This is a genomic window from Pseudomonas sp. WS 5412 (assembly GCF_012985615.1).
GTDB lineage: Bacteria > Pseudomonadota > Gammaproteobacteria > Pseudomonadales > Pseudomonadaceae > Aquipseudomonas > Aquipseudomonas shahriarae.
The window spans coordinates 214,614-233,533 of record NZ_JAARMB010000007.1 but is presented as its reverse complement, the minus strand read 5'-3'; the positions used below and the strand labels follow the sequence as shown (position 1 = coordinate 233,533).

Annotated in this window: 14 protein-coding genes and 1 pseudogene; 5 read left to right on the top strand and 10 right to left on the bottom strand. The window is 61.2% G+C overall.

The window, feature by feature from the left end; all coding sequences use genetic code 11:
- Positions 1–2: 2 nt before the first annotated feature.
- The gene (locus HBR94_RS12460; protein ID WP_170044880.1) at positions 3–3,152 is read left to right on the top strand and encodes a CusA/CzcA family heavy metal efflux RND transporter; all 3,150 of its coding nucleotides are present in this window, start codon (positions 3–5) and stop codon (positions 3,150–3,152) included.
- Positions 3,153–3,246: 94 nt separating this feature from the next.
- On the opposite strand, the gene HBR94_RS12455 is transcribed toward HBR94_RS12460, so the two are convergent.
- From HBR94_RS12455 to HBR94_RS12440, 4 genes are all read right to left on the bottom strand, one after another.
- The gene (locus tag HBR94_RS12455) at positions 3,247–4,653 is read right to left on the bottom strand and encodes a heavy metal sensor histidine kinase (RefSeq protein ID WP_170044879.1); all 1,407 of its coding nucleotides are present in this window, start codon (positions 4,651–4,653) and stop codon (positions 3,247–3,249) included.
- Complete coding sequence (locus HBR94_RS12450) at positions 4,650–5,324, bottom strand: heavy metal response regulator transcription factor (RefSeq protein WP_057442047.1); 675 nt, start codon at positions 5,322–5,324, stop codon at positions 4,650–4,652. Before HBR94_RS12450 ends, HBR94_RS12455 begins: the two co-directional genes overlap by 4 nt.
- A gap of 291 nt (positions 5,325–5,615) precedes the next feature.
- The gene (locus tag HBR94_RS12445) at positions 5,616–5,789 is read right to left on the bottom strand and encodes a hypothetical protein (protein ID WP_169990520.1); all 174 of its coding nucleotides are present in this window, start codon (positions 5,787–5,789) and stop codon (positions 5,616–5,618) included.
- 185 nt (positions 5,790–5,974) lie between these two features.
- A complete protein-coding gene (locus HBR94_RS12440; RefSeq protein WP_115127407.1) occupies positions 5,975–7,303 on the bottom strand; it encodes an OprD family porin in 1,329 nt (442 codons plus the stop codon).
- Positions 7,304–7,662: 359 nt separating this feature from the next.
- On the opposite strand from HBR94_RS12440, the gene HBR94_RS12435 reads away from it, so the two are divergent.
- Positions 7,663–8,979 carry a PAS domain-containing methyl-accepting chemotaxis protein gene (locus HBR94_RS12435; RefSeq protein ID WP_120731600.1) on the top strand — a complete coding sequence of 439 codons (1,317 nt, stop codon included), beginning with the start codon at positions 7,663–7,665 and terminating at the stop codon, positions 8,977–8,979.
- 35 nt (positions 8,980–9,014) lie between these two features.
- On the opposite strand, the gene HBR94_RS12430 is transcribed toward HBR94_RS12435, so the two are convergent.
- The gene (locus HBR94_RS12430; RefSeq protein ID WP_057442037.1) at positions 9,015–9,530 is read right to left on the bottom strand and encodes a GNAT family N-acetyltransferase; all 516 of its coding nucleotides are present in this window, start codon (positions 9,528–9,530) and stop codon (positions 9,015–9,017) included.
- 154 nt (positions 9,531–9,684) lie between these two features.
- A complete protein-coding gene (locus tag HBR94_RS12425) occupies positions 9,685–10,494 on the bottom strand; it encodes an AraC family transcriptional regulator (RefSeq protein ID WP_057442033.1) in 810 nt (269 codons plus the stop codon).
- A 153-nt stretch (positions 10,495–10,647) separates the two neighbouring features.
- Between HBR94_RS12425 and ddlA the strand changes: the two genes are divergently transcribed.
- Entirely contained in the window at positions 10,648–11,742 is a 1,095-nt protein-coding gene (gene ddlA, locus HBR94_RS12420; protein WP_057442032.1) for a D-alanine--D-alanine ligase, read from the top strand.
- Positions 11,743–11,858: 116 nt separating this feature from the next.
- On the opposite strand, the gene ggt is transcribed toward ddlA, so the two are convergent.
- Positions 11,859–13,703, bottom strand: a complete 1,845-nt coding sequence (ggt, locus tag HBR94_RS12415) for a gamma-glutamyltransferase (protein ID WP_170044878.1) — start codon at positions 13,701–13,703, stop codon at positions 11,859–11,861.
- Between the two features lie 309 nt (positions 13,704–14,012).
- Between ggt and HBR94_RS12410 the strand changes: the two genes are divergently transcribed.
- Positions 14,013–16,067 carry a TonB-dependent receptor gene (locus HBR94_RS12410; RefSeq protein WP_057442027.1) on the top strand — a complete coding sequence of 685 codons (2,055 nt, stop codon included), beginning with the start codon at positions 14,013–14,015 and terminating at the stop codon, positions 16,065–16,067.
- Between the two features lie 70 nt (positions 16,068–16,137).
- Here the strand turns inward: HBR94_RS12410 and HBR94_RS28665 are convergent.
- The 3 genes and pseudogenes from HBR94_RS28665 to HBR94_RS12400 all read right to left on the bottom strand — a co-directional run.
- Positions 16,138–16,257 (bottom strand): annotated as a pseudogene (locus HBR94_RS28665) (30S ribosomal protein S5 alanine N-acetyltransferase); the annotation flags it as partial.
- 4 nt (positions 16,258–16,261) lie between these two features.
- Positions 16,262–16,528 carry a hypothetical protein gene (locus HBR94_RS28660; RefSeq protein ID WP_252117623.1) on the bottom strand — a complete coding sequence of 89 codons (267 nt, stop codon included), beginning with the start codon at positions 16,526–16,528 and terminating at the stop codon, positions 16,262–16,264.
- Between the two features lie 283 nt (positions 16,529–16,811).
- The gene (locus HBR94_RS12400; RefSeq protein ID WP_170044877.1) at positions 16,812–17,813 is read right to left on the bottom strand and encodes an SLAC1 anion channel family protein; all 1,002 of its coding nucleotides are present in this window, start codon (positions 17,811–17,813) and stop codon (positions 16,812–16,814) included.
- 115 nt (positions 17,814–17,928) lie between these two features.
- Between HBR94_RS12400 and HBR94_RS12395 the strand changes: the two genes are divergently transcribed.
- Entirely contained in the window at positions 17,929–18,885 is a 957-nt protein-coding gene (locus HBR94_RS12395) for a DJ-1/PfpI family protein (protein WP_057442025.1), read from the top strand.
- The last annotated feature ends 35 nt before the right edge of the window (positions 18,886–18,920 follow it).

Sequence of the window (18,920 nt, the reverse complement as noted above, 5' to 3'; positions counted from 1 at the left end):
CCATGTTTGAACGTCTGATTCAATTTGCCATCGAGCAGCGCATCATCGTGCTGCTGGCTGTGTTGCTGATGGCCGGTGTCGGCATCGCCAGTTACCAGAAACTGCCGATCGACGCGGTGCCGGACATCACCAACGTCCAGGTGCAGATCAACTCGGCGGCGGCCGGTTTTTCGCCGCTGGAAACCGAGCAGCGCATCACCTTTCCCATCGAAACCGCCATGGCCGGCCTGCCGGGCTTGCAGCAGACCCGCTCACTGTCGCGCTCGGGGCTGTCCCAGGTCACGGTGATCTTCAAGGACGGCACTGATCTGTTCTTCGCCCGGCAACTGGTGAATGAGCGGCTGCAAGTGGCCCGCGAGCAATTGCCGGACGGCATTGAAACGGCGATGGGGCCGATATCCACGGGGCTCGGGGAAATTTTCCTGTGGACCGTGGAGGCTGAAGACGGTGCGCGCAAGGAAGACGGCTCGGCCTACACCCCGACGGACCTGCGGGTGATCCAGGACTGGATCATCAAGCCACAGTTGCGCAACGTGGCCGGCGTGGCCGAGATCAATACCATCGGCGGCTTTGCCAAGGAATACCAGATCGCCCCGGACCCCAAGCGCCTGGCGGCCTACAACCTGACCTTGAGTGATCTGGTGACGGCGCTGGAGCGCAACAACGCCAACGTTGGCGCCGGGTATATCGAGCGCAGCGGCGAGCAGTTGCTGATTCGCGCGCCGGGGCAGGTGGCGTCCATCGACGACATCGCCAATATCGTGATCAATACCGTGGACGGCACGCCGATCCGCGTGCGCAATGTGGCCCAGGTCGATATCGGCCGTGAGCTGCGTACCGGTGCGGCCACCGAAAATGGTCGTGAAGTGGTGCTCGGCACGGTCTTTATGTTGATCGGCGAAAACAGCCGCACCGTGTCCCAGGCCGTGGCGAAAAAGCTCGAAGAGATCAACCGCTCACTGCCCGAAGGCGTGGTCGCGGTCACGGTTTACGACCGCACCAACCTGGTGGAAAAAGCCATCGCCACCGTGAAGAAAAACCTCTTCGAAGGTGCGCTGCTGGTGATCGTGGTTCTGTTCTTGTTCCTCGGCAATATCCGCGCGGCGTTGATCACTGCGATGGTGATTCCGCTGGCCATGCTGTTCACGTTTACCGGGATGTTCACCAACAAGGTCAGCGCCAACCTGATGAGCCTGGGCGCGCTGGACTTCGGGATTATCGTCGATGGTGCGGTGGTGATCGTCGAGAATGCGATCCGCCGCCTGGCCCATGCGCAGCAACGCCATGGCCGCCTGCTGACCCGTAGCGAGCGCCTGCACGAAGTGTTCGCCGCCGCCAAGGAAGCGCGCCGTGCGCTGATCTTTGGACAACTGATCATCATGGTGGTGTACCTGCCGATCTTCGCCTTGACGGGCGTGGCCGGGAAAATGTTCCACCCCATGGCGTTCACCGTGGTCATGGCCTTGCTGGGCGCGATGATTCTGTCGGTGACGTTTGTCCCCGCGGCGATTGCGCTGTTTGTCACCGGCAAGGTCAAGGAAGACGAAAACTGGGTGATGCGCAACGCGCGCCGGGGTTATGCGCCGGTGCTGGATTGGGTGATGGCGCACCGTACCTGGGCGTTTGGCCTGGCACTGTTGACCATCGTGCTCTCCGGCGCCGTGGCCAGCCGCATGGGCAGCGAGTTTATCCCCAGCCTCAGCGAAGGTGACTTCGCCCAGCAAGCCTTGCGCGTGCCGGGCACCAGCCTCACGCAGTCGGTGCAGATGCAACAGCAACTGGAAAAAACCTTGATGGAACAGGTGCCGGAAATCCAGCGGGTATTTGCCCGTACCGGCACCGCAGAAATTGCCTCCGACCCGATGCCGCCGAATATTTCCGACGCCTATCTGATGCTCAAACCCAAGGACCAGTGGCCGGATCCGAAAAAATCCCGCGAAGCCCTGATCGCCGATATCCAGCGCGCCAGTGCGATTGTGCCGGGCAGCCAGTACGAGTTGTCGCAACCGATACAGTTGCGGTTCAACGAGTTGATTTCCGGGGTGCGCAGCGATGTGGCGGTGAAGGTGTTTGGCGATGATATGGCGGTGCTGAACAAGACTGCCGGGGAGATTGCCGAAACCTTGCAGAAGCTCGATGGGGCCTCGGAAGTGAAAGTGGAACAGACCTCCGGCCTGCCGGTGCTGACCATCAATATAGACCGCGACAAGGCCGCGCGCTTTGGCCTGAACGTGGGCGATGTGCAAGACACCATCGCGGTGGCCGTGGGTGGGCGCCAGGCCGGCACGATGTACGAAGGCGACCGACGCTTTGACATGGTGGTGCGCTTGTCGGAAACCCTGCGTACCGATATCGAGGGCTTGTCGCGGCTGTTGATCCCGATCCCGGCGCTGGCCGGCAATACCACGGGGCAATTGGGCTTTATCGCCTTGTCGCAAGTGGCCAGCCTGGACCTGGTGCTGGGCCCGAACCAGATCAGCCGCGAAAACGGCAAGCGCCTAGTGATCGTCAGCGCCAACGTGCGGGGGCGGGATATCGGTTCCTTTGTTGCCGAGGCGGAAAACGCGTTGGCGACACAGGTGAAAATCCCCGCCGGCTACTGGACCACCTGGGGCGGCCAGTTCGAGCAACTCAAGGAGGCGTCCGAGCGCCTGCAGGTGGTGGTGCCGGTGGCATTGCTGCTGGTGTTCGGCTTGTTGTTCATGATGTTCAACAACCTCAAGGATGGGTTGCTGGTGTTCACCGGGATTCCCTTCGCCCTGACCGGTGGGATCATGGCGCTGTGGTTGCGCGATATTCCGTTGTCGATTTCCGCCGGGGTGGGATTTATCGCGCTGTCGGGGGTGGCAGTGCTCAATGGCCTGGTGATGATCGCGTTTATCCGCAACCTGCGCGAGGAAGGGCGTTCGCTGACGGTGGCGATCAACGAGGGGGCACTGACCCGTTTGCGCCCGGTGTTGATGACCGCGCTGGTCGCGTCCCTCGGGTTTATCCCCATGGCCCTGGCCACCGGCACCGGCGCCGAAGTGCAACGGCCACTGGCGACGGTGGTGATTGGCGGGATTATTTCATCGACGCTGCTGACGTTGCTGGTACTGCCTGCGCTCTACCACTGGGCCCATCGTCGCGATGAGGAGCAGGAGTCCCAGTGACCTTGGGGGAGTGGGGCAAGCCCCTCACCACAACAAACCCCCTGCTGGCCATGGCAAGCATGTTCAGCAGGGGGCCGGACCACTAAGAGGGTTGCTACGGGGCTTTTGGGGCGGCAGACAGGGCGGGGAATATCAGTCGGAACGAGGTCACGCCACCCAGCACGCTGGTGGCCTCGGCCTGGCCCTGGTGCAGGCTGATGATCGAACGCACAATCGCCAGGCCCAGCCCGGTGCCGCCCTCGCTGCGGGCGCGGCTGTTGTCGGCGCGGTAGAAACGTTCGAACAGGTGGGGCAGGTGTTGCGCTTCAATGCCTGCGCCTGGGTTGCTCACGGTGAGTGAGACGCGCTGGTCGTGGCTGTCGATCTGCAAGGCAATGCCAGAGCCGTGCGGGCTGTGGCGGATCGCATTGGACAGCAGGTTGGAAATGGCCCGCTGGATCATCAGCCGATCCCCCAGGACCCAGGCGTCGCCGGCCAGGTTCAGGCGCAACCCTTTGTCTTCGGCGCTCAAGGCAAACAGGTCCATGACCCGCAGCGCTTCATCCCGCAGGTTCACCGTGGTAAACAACACCCGCGCCGCCGGATGGCTGACCTGGGCGAGAAACAGCATGTCGGCGACGATCCGCGCCAAGCGGTCCAGCTCTTCGGTGCTGGACTCCAGCGCCGATTTGTACTCGTCGGGCGCCCGGGCGCGGGACAGTGTCACCTGGGCCTTGCCCATCAGGTTGGTCAGGGGCGCACGCAGTTCGTGGGCCAGGTCGTCGGAGAATTGCGACAACTGCTGCACACCGGCATCCAGCCGGTCGAGCATCACATTGATGCCCCGCGCCAGTTCGCTGAGTTCCCGGGGCAGATTCTCGACGGCCAGGCGATGGCTCAGGTCCTGGGTGGTGACTTTGCCGGCGACGCGGCTGAATTGCTGCAACGGTGCCAGCCCGCGCTGCACCAGCCACCAGGCGCCCATGCCGATCAGGATCAGCAACAGCGGCAGGGCGATAACCGTGGATTGCAGATAGGCACTGAGCAGCGCCTGGTCGTCGGAACGGTCCAGGGACAGCAGCACCCGCACCTTCTCCCCGGTGTGCAGGGGCATCAGGCTCGACGCGCTGAGGATCTGGTTGCCGCGCCCATCGGTCCAGTTGAAAAAGCCCAGGGTCGGCCTGGCGGCAAAGTCGAGCAGCAAGGGTTCCTGGGGTTTGGCGCCGACGCTCAGCAGCACCGTATTGGCGGGCGACGGGCCGATGATGGTCAGGTAGAAATTGTCGTGGCCCATCACCAGGTCCAGTAGCGAATGGGGCCGGGCGCTGATGTCGCGGGTGTTGAGATCCTGCAGCAGGCTGTGCTGGATCTGCTCCATCTTGCTTTCCAGGCCCTTGCGCGCGAGGTTTTCCAGCTCGTGGGTGAGGGCCAGGTACGCCAGGGTCGCCAGCAACAGCACCAGGCCGGCGCCCATCAGGCTGACGGTGAGCCCCAGGCGCATGGATAAACTGCCAGGTCTCATTGGCGCGCTTCCAGCACATAGCCCACGCCACGAATGGTATGGATCAACTTGACCTCGCTCTGGTCGTCGATCTTGGCCCGTAGCCGGCTGATCGACACCTCCACCACGTTGGTGTCGCAGTCGAAGTTCATGTCCCACACCAGGGAAATGATCTGCGTGCGCGTCAGGACTTCGCCGCTCTGGCGCATCAAAACCTGCAGCAGCGTGAACTCCTTGGTGGTCAGGTCGATGCGCCGCGTGCCCCGGTACGCTCGGTGACGACGTGGGTCCAGCTCCAGGTCCAAGACGCGGAATACTTCCGGCAGCGCAATCGGCTCGCTGCGTCGCAGCAATGAACGCACCCTGGCCAGCAATTCGGGAAACTCGAAGGGTTTGACCAGGTAATCATCGGCGCCCATGTCCAGGCCCTTGATCTTGTCGGCCAGCCGGCCACGGGCGGTGAGCATCATCACCCGCAAGGTGTTGTTGCGGCGCAGTTGTTCCAGCACCTGCCAGCCGTCCTTGCCGGGCAGGTTGACGTCAAGGATCACCAGTTCGTAGCGGTGTTGCTCGGCCAGGTGCAGGCCGTCGATGCCGCTGGCGGCACAATCGACGACATAACCACTTTCACTCAAGCCTTGATGCAAGTAGTCGGCAGTTTTTGGCTCGTCCTCAACCACAAGGATACGCATGCAGATTGACCTCATACTGGTAAGCGGAAAGGCGACGGGAGCTACGCGAGATAAGGGCTGTAGTCCCAAAAGTAGGAAAATTCTGATCCTTGAAGCTACTTCAGGGTCAAGGCGCATCCCGCGCAATCCTGCTGTTTGGGCACAGGTGCGACGATTGGTCGCTGGGGGCGGGGCTTTGACTCCACTGGGCAGGCAAAAAAAAGCGCCCGTGAGGGCGCTAAAAATTCATCTCCTTCCAAAGGAGCTCCACAAAAAAAGCTTCAAGAGATGAATGTGCTCGGAGTGCGCCGCTCAGGTCGAGGGCGCGGGTGTTTGCTGGGCTAGCACTTGGGTGCCATGGATTTGTTGCTGTTGCTGGCGAAATTCAGCCAGCAACTGACGGGAGCGCTCGCCGCCATCGTCGGCCAGCGCTGCGGTGGAGGCCGCAATGAGCAAACCGGTGAATAAACTATGCAGTACCTTCATCAACCTTCTCCGCAAAAGACCCGTGCCGTTAGTTGCCCAAAGCTACTCGGCCGGTCGATGCGGGCAGTATATGAAGTGCAACTTAACGAGAACGTGAGGCGCATATTACAGTTCTGACAGACTGCCAATTGTGAAGAAGTGCTAGTCAACGGCAAGTGAATGTAAGCACTTGCCGTTGGGGCCTATCAGAGGATGGCCAGCGGGTACTCCATGATCAGCCGGAACTCTTCCAGGTCTGATTCAAAGGCACTGGAGCGCACCGTGGCCTGGCGAATGCGCAGGGACAGGTCTTTCAAACTGCCGCCCTGAAATACATATTTGGCCTCGATGTCGCGCTCCCAGCGGCGCTGGTCAGTCAGCGGGTCGCCCGCGGCATCACGGCGCATATATACCGCGTTGGCGTTGCTGTAATCGGCGCCGGTGCCTTTGCCATAACGGGTCATGAACGATAGGCCGGGAATGCCGAAGGGCTGCATATCCAGGTCGTAGCGCAGCGCCCACGAGCGCTCCTTCGGCGAGTTGAAATCGCTGTACTGGATCGAGTTGTCGAGGAAGATCGAGTCCGACTGGCGCAGGTAGTCGAAGTCATTGTTGCCGTTGTTGCGCTGGTGCGAGAGGGCCAGGCGATGGGCGCCGACCTTGACCCCGAGCTTGGCACTCCAGATGTTGTTGTTGAGTTCGCCCAGCAGTTTTTTACCCTCGTCCTGGGTGTTGTAGTAGTTGAAACCGCCAAACAGCGAGACTTCTTCCGTCAGCGGATAGCTGGCGGCGGTGCCGAAGTAGTACTGGTCCCAGGCGTCTTTCAAGCGGCTGCTGTAGAGGCTGAGGCTCAGGTGCGGGTTCAACTGATAGTCGCCACCGAAGTAACCGACCCAGGGCGAGTTGAGGTTGCCGGCATAAAACGTCGCGAAGCCGTCACGCATACTGCTGCTGTTCGGCTGGCTCATGGCGTGCAAGCGTCCGCCCTGCAGGGTCAAGCCTTCCAGGCTGGTGTTTTCCAGGGTCACGCCGCGAAAGCTTTCCGGCAGCAGGCGTGAGTCGCCGTAATGCACCACCGGGGTTTGTGGAAAGACATCGCCGACTTTGACCACCGTATCCAACAGGCGCATTTTTACGGCACCGCCGAGTTTGCTGTAGTCGTCTTCAGGGCGATTGTCGCTGTCCACCGGCAACATGTCGAAGGAACCCCGGCCGCCGCTGCGCCCGGTGCCGGAGTCGAGCTTCAAGCCATACATCGCAAAGGCATCCAGGCCAAACCCTACAGTGCCTTGGGTGAACCCGGACTCGAACTTGCCGATCAGGCCCTGGGCCCACGCCTCTGAGTAGCCGTTGCCGGTCGGGCTGGACTGGCCTTTGCGGTCATCGCGGTTGAAGTAAAAGTTGCGTGCCAGCACGTTCAACGTACTGCCTTCGATAAAACCCTCGGGTTTATCTTCTGCGGCCATGCCCGCCAGCGGTGCAGCGCTGGCCAGTGCCGCAATGATGGAAAGGGAAAGTGTGCGGTTAGTACGCATGTATCGCTCCTCGGTGTTGGCAGCTATGAGCTTTTTTGGTCGCCTGGGGCGTTCTTATTGGAGAGCTGTCCCTGATACGGGGAGCCCGGCTCATAGTTGCAAACAGCGGATAACGCCGAGGTGGCATGCGCATTACAATTTTGCCAGCTCCACACGGGATGACGGATTTGCAATCCGCACGCGAGCCTCCTGAAACGCGGCGTTGGTTTCCTTGGAGTCCCAGGTCCTGAGGCGGCCCCGTCACAACGGCCGTTGAGGGACTGAAAAAATAGTTGAGTCGAACACTCAAGCCCTCTTCAGAAAACGCCAGAAGCGCCGATGGTTAGATAATCCACTCATCTCTGCCCTCTGGTGTTCCTATGTTCAATACCCGCTTGAAGCAGGAGCTGTCCGCTCTTCGCGAAGAACTGTCCAGCCTGCAGCAGGTCCAGGAAAGCCTGGAGAGCGAGATGCTGGCACTGAGCCTGGACCCCGAGGGCCGGATCGAGTCGGTCAACCAGAACTTCCTCGACGAAATGCTCTACAAATCCAGCGACCTGCTGGGCCATGCCATTCACGGGTTTGTGCCCGAGCATGTGAAACGCGATGAATTCCAGCAGCGCTTCAACAACGCCCTGAGCCGTGGCGAACACTATGCCGGCACCGTGCGCCTGTTGCGCGGCAACGGCAAGGAGGCGTGGTTGCGTTCCATCGTGCAGCCGGTGCGGAGCTCGGATGGGCGCATCAAACGGTTTTCGGTGTACTCCAGCGACCTGACCCGCACCATCGAAGCCTCCCGCGAGCACGAAAACCTGATCACCGCCCTGGTGCGCTCCACGGCGGTGATCGAGTTTGACCTCAATGGCAACGTGCTGGCTGCCAACGAGCGTTTCCTGCAGGGCATGGGTTACAGCCTGGCGCAGATCCTGGGCAAGCCGCACCGTATGTTCTGTGAACCGCAGGATTACAACAGCGCCGAGTACCAGGCGTTCTGGAAGCGTTTGAACAGCGGTGAGTTTGTGGCCGGGCGCTTCAAGCGTGTCGACGCCCATGGTCGCGAGGTCTGGCTGGAAGCGTCCTATAACCCGGTACTGGATGCCAACAACCAGCTGTACAAAGTGGTCAAGTTCGCCACGGTGATCACCGACCAGATCAATCAGGAACGCGCGGTGGCCGAGGCCGCCAACATTGCCTACAGCACCTCGCTGCAAACCGACAGCAGCGCCCAGCGCGGTACCGCCGTGGTCACCCAGGCGGTGGAGGTGATGCGCGACCTGGCCAAACACATGGAACAGGCGGGTGAGGGGATCGAGGCCCTGAATGCTCAGTCCCAGGTGATTGGCAGTATCGTCAAGACCATCAGCGGGATTGCCGAGCAAACCAACCTGCTGGCGCTCAACGCCGCCATCGAAGCGGCCCGTGCCGGCGAGCAGGGGCGCGGGTTTGCGGTGGTGGCCGATGAAGTGCGGCAGTTGGCCTCGCGTACCAGCAAAGCCACTGAAGAAATCGTCGGCGTGGTGCGCCAGAACCAGGACATGGCCCGCGATGCCGTGGCGCTGATGACCGATGGCCGGCTGCAGGCCGAGCAGGGGCTGTCCCTGGCGGCCGAGGCCGGTACGGTGATCGTCGAGATCCAGGACGGCGCGCAGAAAGTAGTGAGTGCGGTTGGCCAGTTTGCCAATCAGTTATCCAGCTAGGCCGCAGGCCGGCTCAAAGGCAGGAGCTGTGTTTGTCAGGGGGCATGGACCTCGAACAGCAATAGGTCGAACCACTGCCCATCGAGCAGGAACGCCTTGCGTGAATGCCCATACTGGGTAAAACCGCTGCGCTGCAACACCCGCAACGAGCCCGGGTTCTCCGGGCGCACAGTGGCCTCGATGCGCTTGAGGGCGTGCTCGCCAAAGGCTTTTTGCAGGCCCAGTGCCACAGCTTGCCGGGCCAGGCCGCGCCCCGTGAACTCGGCCCCCATGCGATAGCCCAGGGACGCTGAGTGATAGTAGCGGCGGCGCACCTGGGTAAAGTTGATCCGCCCCACCAGCACGCCGTTCTCGCGGATCAGGTACTGATAGGCGCGGTCTTCACTGGCCTCCAGCAGCGCACTCTCGATGGCGCGCTGTACCCCTTCCACGTTGTAGTAAGCCTCGGGCCGGGCATTGATCCAACTTTCGAAAAAGGCCCGATTGGCCAGCTCGAACGCCAGCAGCTCGTTCACGTCATCCCACTGGGGGGGCGTCAATGTCAGGTTCATCCGTGGAAAACCTCGCGGTGGTGGTAGCGCATCCTTTCTTCTCACACTCGGGGCGCTGGTGGCAATGAGGCTGGGGTCATTGCGGTCCGGACCTGTTCTGCAGGCGGCTTGGATTTTCTGTAGGAGCGAGCTTGGTCCTACCGTTTCTATTGGCTTATCGGCCTAGCATCTTCACCCACCGCGAAGGCGGTATGCCAAAGGTACTGCGAAACTGCCGGGTCATGTGGCTCTGGTCGGTGAACCCGGCGATCAGCGCCGCATCCACCAGTGACTGGCCCTGGCCCAGCAGGTTGCGCACCAGATCCAGGCGGCGCATGGTCAGGTAACGATAGGGGCTGGTGCCGAACAACAGGCGAAAGTCCCGCGACAAGGCCCAACGATCCCGCCCGCAGTGCGCGGCCATTTCATCCAGGGTGATGCTGCGCCCCAGGGCGCTGTGGATAAATTCCCGGGCCCGCTCGGCGGCCTGGTAATCAAACGTCTTGCGGCTGACGCTGATGCCCGACGCGTTGTTCAGGGCGTGGGCCAGGTCGAACAACGCGTCCTGCTCCTGCAGCGGGTCCAGTGGGCAGTCGAGCTGCTGCACAAAGGCCTGGCAGGCCCGGTGCAGCCATGGGTCGTTGGACAGCCCGTTGTGGATAAACGGCAACGGCTTGCCGCCGAGAACCTGCTGGATCTGCGCCGGCTCCACATAAATCATCCGGTACTTGAAGCCCTCGTCGCTGCCGGCCCAGCCATCGTGGACTTCGTCGGGGTGGATCACCATGGTCGTGCCCGGCAGGCTGTGGGTCTGGCCGCCGCGATAATGAAAGCTCTGCACACCGAACAGGGTATGGCCGATGGCGTAGGTATCGTGGCGATGAGGGTCGAAGCCGAACCCGGAGAAATATGCCTCGATCCGCTCCAGGCCGCTGGCATGAGGCGCCCGGTGCAGCCAGTCGATATTTGCAGTGGGTTTGCCCATGGGATGTTTTCGAAATATGTCGGATGGAGTTACGTTAACTGAGTCTGGGGCGGCTGTCTGCCAGGGTCTTGAACGATTGTGCGCGGCTTCAACGGTGGCAGGCTGCTGACCGCTCGTGGTAATAAACCCTACATTTCAAATGTGAGGCAGGTTATGAGCAAGTTGCGGGTAGGTATTATTTTTGGTGGGCGTTCGGCCGAGCATGAAGTGTCCTTGCAGTCGGCACGCAACATCGTCGACGCCCTCGACCGCACGCGCTTCGAGCCGGTACTGATCGGCATCGACAAGGCCGGCCACTGGCACCTCAACGACACCTCGAACTTCCTGCTCAACCAGGAAAACCCGGCGCTGATCGCCCTCAACCAGTCCAACCGCGAACTGGCGGTGGTGCCGGGCAAGGCCAGCCAGCAACTGGTGGAAACCTCGGGCCAGGGCTTGCTGGAACACGTCGATGTGATCTTCCCCATCGTCCACGGCACCCTCGGCGAAGACGGTTGCCTGCAAGGCTTGCTGCGCATGGCGGACCTGCCGTTTGTGGGTTCCGACGTGCTGGGGTCGGCGGTGTGCATGGACAAGGACATCAGCAAGCGCCTGTTGCGTGATGCCGGTATCGCCGTGGCGCCCTTTATCACCCTTAACCGTGGCAACGCGGCACGCACAACCTTCGACCAGGCTCGGCAAAAGCTGGGGTTGCCCCTGTTCGTCAAACCGGCCAACCAAGGCTCCTCGGTGGGCGTGAGCAAGGTGGCTGACGAAGCCGAGTACCTGGCGGCGATTGAACTGGCCCTGGGTTTCGATGAAAAAGTGTTGGTGGAATCTGCCGTCAAAGGCCGCGAAATCGAATGCGCGGTGCTGGGCAACGAGCGTCCCATCGCCAGCGGTTGTGGTGAGATCGTGGTGCGTGACGGCTTCTATTCCTACGACAGCAAGTACATCGACGACCAGGCCGCCCAAGTGCTGGTGCCGGCGGACATCAGCGTCGAAGCCAGCGAACGCATTCGTGCCCTGGCCGTCGAGGCCTTTGAAGTGCTGGGCTGCGCCGGGCTGGCGCGGGTCGATGTGTTTCTTTGCGAGGACGGTGAAGTACTGATCAATGAGGTCAACTCACTGCCAGGGTTCACGCGCATCAGCATGTATCCCAAGCTGTGGCAGGCGGCGGGGATGAGCTACAGCGAACTGGTCAGCCGCCTGATCGAACTGGCGCTGGAGCGGCATGGGATGCGCAAGGGGCTGAAGATCAGTCGCTAAGCTTCAACCGCCATCGCCGGCAAGCCAGCTTCTACAGGGTATGGCGTATTCTGCCGTTAACTTTGTAGGAGCCGGCTTGCCGGCGATGAGGCCCGTAAAGGCGATACAACCCTGGGTCAATCCCCCAACGCTTCCCCTTCACGACGCGGATCCGCGCCCCCACTCCAGGTCGCCTTACCCTGGGCATCGCGTACTCGCACGATGGCCTGGGTGCCGCTGGTCATCTCGATCTCGCTCAAGGTATGCCCTCGCTCCTTGAGCGCCGCCTTCAACGGCTCGCTGAACAGCCCTTGCTCCAGCTCGGTCGCGCCGTTGCGGCTGCCGAAGTTGGGCAGGCTGATGGCGGCTTGCGGGTCGAGGTTCCAGTCGAGCATGCCCACCAGGGATTTACTCACATATTCGATGATCTGCGATCCGCCGGGGGAGCCGACCGTGGCCAGCAGCTCGCCACTTTGGCGGTCGAAGACCAGGGTTGGCGCCATGGACGACCGGGGGCGTTTGCCCGGCTCGATGCGGTTGGCCACCGGCTGGCCGTTTTCCTCGGGGATAAAGGAAAAGTCAGTCATCTGATTGTTCAGCAGGAAGCCCTGGACCATGACGTGGGAACCGAACGCGGCTTCGATGGTGGTGGTCATCGACACTGCGCCACCCAGGTCATCCACGGCCACCACTTGCGAGGTGGAAATGCGCAGCGGCGAGCGATCCGGCGCGTAGGCCACTTGAACGCCCATCGGTTGGCCGGGCTTGGCCACGCCCATGCTGCGTTCGCCGATCAATCCTGCGCGGCTGGCCAGGTAGCCGGGGGCGACCAGGCCCGCGACCGGCACCGGCACGAAGTCCGTATCGGCGACGTATTGCCCACGGTCGGCGTAAGCCAGGCGATCAGCTTCGGCAATCAGATGCACCGCTTCGGGCACCGGTTCCAGGCCGGCGGCTGTCGCGCTCTTCACCGGCTTGAGCGGCGCCAGGGCCCAGCGTGGGTCGCGGGCTTCGAGGGCCTGCAAGGTGCCGAGGATCTGCGCAATGGCCACCCCGCCTGAAGAGGGCGGTGGCATGCCGCACACTTGCCAGCGCTTGTAGTCGGTACACAGCGGCGCGCGCTCCTTGGCGCGGTAGCCCTTGAGATCGTTCAGTGCAAGGCGCCCCGTGTTCTGATGCCCCTGGACCTTGCGTGCAATCTCCTCGGCGATCGGGCCGTGGTACAGCGCGTCGGGTCCTTCCTTGGCGATGCGCTTGAACACATTGGCCAGCGCCGGGTTTTTCAACAGGGTACCGGTGGCTTTCGGGCTGCCGTCGGCGTTGAGGAAGTACGCCGCCATGTCCGGTGACTGGCTGATGTAGCGGTCGGCGGCGATCAGGCTGTGCAGGCGCGGGGAAATCGCAAAGCCTTGCTCGGACAGCTGGATCGCCGGCGCAAACAACTGCGCCCAAGGCAGGCGGCCGCTGTGTTCGTGGGCCATCTTCAGCGCGCGCAGCACACCGGGGGTGGCGACTGAACGACCACCGATCTGCGCCTGGGCAAACGCCATCGGTGTGCCGTCGGCCTTCAACAACATATCGGCCGTGGCGCCGGCCGGGGCCGTTTCACGGCCGTCATAGGCCCGTACCTGCTTGCCATCCCACAGCATGATAAAGGCGCCACCACCGATCCCCGAGGACTGCGGCTCCACCAGTGTCAGCACCGCTTGCATGGCGATGGCCGCGTCAATCGCCGAGCCTCCCTGGCGCAGGATCTTGCGCCCGGCTTCGGCCGCCAGCGGGTTGGCCGCCGCCGCCATATGGCGTTCGGCGTGGCGTACCGTCATGTCCGTGCGATAACCCGAACCCAGCTCCGGGGCGGGCGGCAGGTCGGGGGTGCTGGTGCTGTTGCAGGCACCGAGGCTGAGGGCGGCGATGATCACCGAGAGGCTGGTAAGGCGCTGCAAGCGTAGGTTGAAAAGCACGCGCTGAACTCCGTTCATTTTGAGAATGATCTGTTGTCCCTGGGGTGATGCTTGGCGGGTAAAACGCACCAGGCAGATATCTGCGGGGAGGAGGGCGGACACTAACAGCGGGAGACAGGAGCGTCAAAATCCCCCCTCCGGCTTCGGCGTTCTCGGCCATCTTGGCCTATGACCAGGCGTGGCGCAGACAACAAATTTGTTTCAACCGCATGGGGTTGTTGCGAGATTTTTCAAAAACGTCTTTCTAAATGATAAGGATTTGCATTACGATCCTTGGCCTTTAATGCTCCGCCATGGTGCATATTGGCCCAACAAGGACTGTTTGCAATGAAAACCCCTCCCTGCCTTTTCAGCTCTCTTTTCCTCACCGCCGGCGTGCTGATCGCCGCCCCCGTGTTGCAGGCAGAAGAGATTGGCGAGGTCGATAAACACGCCGTCACCGAACTCGATACCTCATTCGTCACCGCCACCGGCGGCGCCACGGACCTGCGCGACGCACCGGCCAGCGTCAGCGTGATTACCCGCGAAGAAATCGAGCGCCAGCCGGTGTACGACCTCAATACCCTGCTGCGGCGTGTACCCGGGGTCACCGGTGGCTTCGGCCCGGTGGGCGAGCAATCGAAAATCAAACTGCGTGGCCTGGACGACAAGTACACCTTGATCCTGGTGGACGGCAAACGCCTCGGCGGTTCCGGAGACTTGAGCTATCGCCGCGACCTGGCGCGCCAGGACCTGAACTGGATCACCCCGAACATGATTGAGCGCATCGAGATCGTGCGCGGCCCCATGTCGTCGCTGTACGGCTCGGATGCCATGGGCGGGGTGATCAACATCATCACGCGCAAGGTCTCGAGCACCTGGAGCGGTTCGGCCAACGTCAATACCACGATTCCCGAAGATTCCGACCGTGGCCAGACCACCCAGACCAGCCTCAACCTGTCCGGGCCGTTGACCGAGTCCGTGGGCCTGCGCCTGGGCGCCAACCTGACCCGGCGGGCCGCCGATGAGGTCACGGCGCGCCTGGATAAGGATGGCGAGTTCATGTACGGCGACGGCGCTGGCGGCGCCAAGGACCACAGCGTCAACGCCTTGCTCGACTGGAAAATCAATGACGAGCAAAGCCTGTCGTTCGAGGCCGTGCATGGCGTCGAGCGCTCCTGGTCGAGCAAAAAGACCTTTGGCGATTGGGGCGAAACCCTCGGCGCTGGCTTCGGTCCTGGGCGGTTGATTCGCGACAGCTACTCTGTGTCCCACAGCGGGGACTGGAGTTTCGGTACCTCGAAGGTCGACCTGTACCTGAACAAATTCAAGAACGATATCGACTGGGGCAAATCCAGCGCCGAAGAGAAAATCGCCGAAGGCAGCCTGAACATTCCGTTTGAGTTGCTGCTCAGCCAGCGCATGACCGTGGGCGGGCAGTGGAAGCGTGAAGAACTGACCAACAGCGACACCCTGGGCACGGTGCCTGTGGACTACCAGGGCGCTGCGGTTTCCGGTTCGTCGCTCAAGGGTGACTACTCGGCCGCGTTTATCGAAGATGAGTTGTACCTGCTCGACAACCTGGCCCTGACCCTGGGCAACCGTTTCGACCACAGTCAAGACTATGGCAACCACAACAGCCCGCGGGCGTACCTGGTCTACCATCCGCACCCGGACTGGACCGTGCGCGGCGGTGTGTCCAAGGGCTTCCGTGCGCCAAGCCTGAAAGAGGGCAGCGCCGGTGCCGCCACTGAATCCGGCGGTCGCGGTTGCGGCTCCTTGAAACCCCTGGGTTATGTGAGCGGCAGTTGCTGGATGGCCGGTAACCCGAACCTGTCGCCAGAGACCAGCGTCAACAAGGAAATAGGCGTGTCCTTCGACCGTGACGGTTGGGAGGCCAGCCTGACCTACTTCCACACCGACTTCGAAGACAAGATCGAATACGCGCCACTGGGCCAGTTCCAGGGTCGCTGGTGGACCATGCTGGAAAACGTCGAAGAAGCGCGCACCCGCGGCTGGGAAGGCTCGGTTCGCGTACCACTGACCGATTCCCTGGACTGGCGCACCAACGCCACCTACATGCTGGAGAGCAAAAACCTGTCCACCGGCGAAGACCTGATCAGCGCGCCCAAGTTGTCGGCTTTCAGTGCAATCAACTGGCAAGCCACCGACACACTCAACACCGAACTGTCGGCGCAGCATGTCGGCAAGCAGCGGGGTGTGGGTAACGACTTCGTCAAGTCCTACACCACCTATGACCTGACGGCGAACCTGGCCGTGACCAAGTGGTTGACGCTCAATGGCGGCGTGCAGAACTTGCTGGATGAAGATGCGCGGGATGGTTCGACGACGTTCTATGTGCCGGGCCGGGCGTTTTTTGCCGGGGCTACGACTTACTTTTGAGGTGTAGCCATGCCCCGCGAGCAACAGCTGCTCGCGGGCTTGCTGATGGCTCAGTCCATTTTAGGATTGATCAGGCGCCATTGATCTGAAGGTAGGCGCGTGCCTTGCCTTCGGTTTCGAATCCTAAGTGCGTTAACAGACGCGCGCTGCGCAGGTTCTCCGGTCGGTCATTGGCCATGATCCGGTGCAGCTTCCTACCCTCGATGCTCATCGCTATCGCGCATCAGCACGTGCAAGGCCTCGCCTCTGGCGGCTTTGTGCTCCATCAACTGCAGCCGTTGAGTCACGGCATCAAGGTTGAAAAATCCACCATCTCGCAGCGGTTCCCACGGTTGGAGATAGGTACGATTTTCCAGCAAATAAGTGTGCATTGTTGCCGCATGAGATGCATGGGGCGTGCGCAGTACCAACCGATGGGTCGTCAGGGGATCAACAAGGGGAACTGCCTTGTTACCTTTCAACGTTCACCTCGGATCATTTGGTGATAAAGGTAGCGATAGAGCCGTTGCGGGCGAGCCCGCCTGATGGCGCAAATCTTTCACATAACTCTTGCCTGGCCATTGTTCGGTTTGCTCGCGATCAAGGCTGGCAACGGCCCGGTCTGGCGCTTGGGGAGTAGCATGGTTGATGGGAGCCATTGTCTTTGGCGGTGTACGCTAGGTGGGTTAGCACTCAGAGCCGGCATGACGATGCGCAAAGGCAAAAAAGCGAGCCGGTTAAGGCTCGCCAAAGGGAGGTAAAAGGTCAGTTGGCCAACAGTTTGCCGCTGAACAGGCTGGTCAGGGTTTTCACCAGCAGCACGCTCAGTGCCACAGTGAGGAACAGCAGGATCACAGCGGCGATGACCATCAACACGCTGCTGTCCTGGGCATGTGCATATTTCAACGCTGCGTTGCTCAGCGCTGCGATGGGGAAGCTGATTGCCCACCATGAAGGGGCAAAAGGCACATCCCGACGGAACACTTTGAAGCTCAGCACCACGAACAGGAACAGGCCGAAGTAGAACAACACGCTGGCAAACCGGTCGATCTCGCCGAATACGTTGGTGTAGGCCAGAAAACCTACTTCAAAGGGGGCAATCAGGATCATCAGCGAAGGCACCATGCCTTTGGCCGGAGCGGCCTCATGCACCAGCCGCGAAAAAATTCGGGTGATGAGTACCAGCGCCAGCACCGCACCCACGGCGAGGGCAAACAGGTTGAACTCAGTCGCCCAGGCCATCGGCATATGCGCACCGGTTACCGCGATATCAAGGGTGGCAACGCCTGGAATCAGCCAGGCAGGTACGGCATTCAACGGGTCCTGATTGCCCGACAACAGACGGTAAACCACGAAGCCTGCGAGCAGCACCGTCAGTGCGCTGCCCAGTATCCAGAGAGCCTGTCCGAGCCATTCGTTGTGGGCCCCCGCGACTGCCGAAAGCAACAACAGTGCAATGGTGACGGTGCCAAAAAAGTTGCTGGCAATCGGGTGGTTGAACTCGGCCTTGACCGCTGCTGGATGTTTCACCCATTTGGTCAGGTAACCCAGGGTCAACAGCACGAATACCAGGCCGGCCAGCGCGCCAATGGCCTCACCCAAGCTGCCGCCGACGCCGTAATACTGACCACTCAAGCGCCAAGCCAGGGCCAGGCCGGCCAAACCCATCACTGAGCCGAATAAATTGATAGGCAGGTTTTTGATCGAAGTTTTGCTGACGGTTACCGCTCGAGCGGTATCGACGGCGGGGGTGTATGCAGTGTTCATGCTAGTCTCTTGATTGACTGAATTTGCTGTTGTGGCTATTTTCAGCCAAATAGACATTGGCTGAAATAGTCATAAAGCGATGTATTCAGCCAATTATTCGACAAGGACAGACATCATGCGTATCACCCTCCTGGCATTCCCTCGTGTGCAACTGCTGGACGTCGCCGGGCCCGCCGATATCTTTGCTGAAGCCGCCAAGCAACTGGGGAACCCGCGTGCCTATCGGGTCGAAGTCATCGGTACCAGCAAGGGCCTGATCAAAACCTCAAGTGGTTTGAAGCTTGGCATTGATGAAACCTTCGACACTTATAAGGGCAAGGTCGACACCTTGCTCGTGGCCGGCAGCCCACATATCAACGAAATCGCGCATGACCCTGCGTTGCAAGATTGGCTACGCCGGCAAGCCAAATCCGTCCGTCGTATCGGCTCAGTCTGTAGCGGTGCTTTTTTGCTGGCCGCCGCAGGTCTGCTCGACGGGCGCCGTGTCACCACCCATTGGAATTCCAGCGCAAGACTTGCCAAGGAGTATCCGCACACCCACGTCGATCCGGACAGCATCTTTATCAAGGACGGCAACATCTACACGTCGGCGGGTGTTACGGCGGGCATGGACCTGGCGTTGGCGCTGGTCGAAGAAGATTACGGCAGAGAATTGGCGCTCAGCGTGGCCCGTGAAATGGTGATGTTCTTCAAGCGGCCTGGCGGGCAATCGCAGTTCAGCGCGCAACTGGCAGCGCAAACCGCCGAACGCAGCGTGATCCGGGACGTGCAGGAATATGTGGTAGAGCACCTGAAGGCCGACTTGAGCGTCCCTGCCTTGGCCGCCCGCGCCGGTATGAGTGAGCGAAACTTCGCCCGTACCTTCAAGGCTGAAGCCGGTTCGACCCCGGCCGAATTTGTCGAATTGGCCCGCATTGATGCGGCCAGACGTCTGATTGAAGATGCCGATGTTTCACTTAAACGCTTGGCCGATACAGTCGGTTATGCCAATGCGGACGGGTTCAGAAGGGCATTTATGCGGCGTCTCGGCGTTGGGCCAAGTGATTATCGAAAGCGGTTTTCATTGATGTGATGCGTGAGTGGCCCAATCGCTGAGCCTGTTAGTAA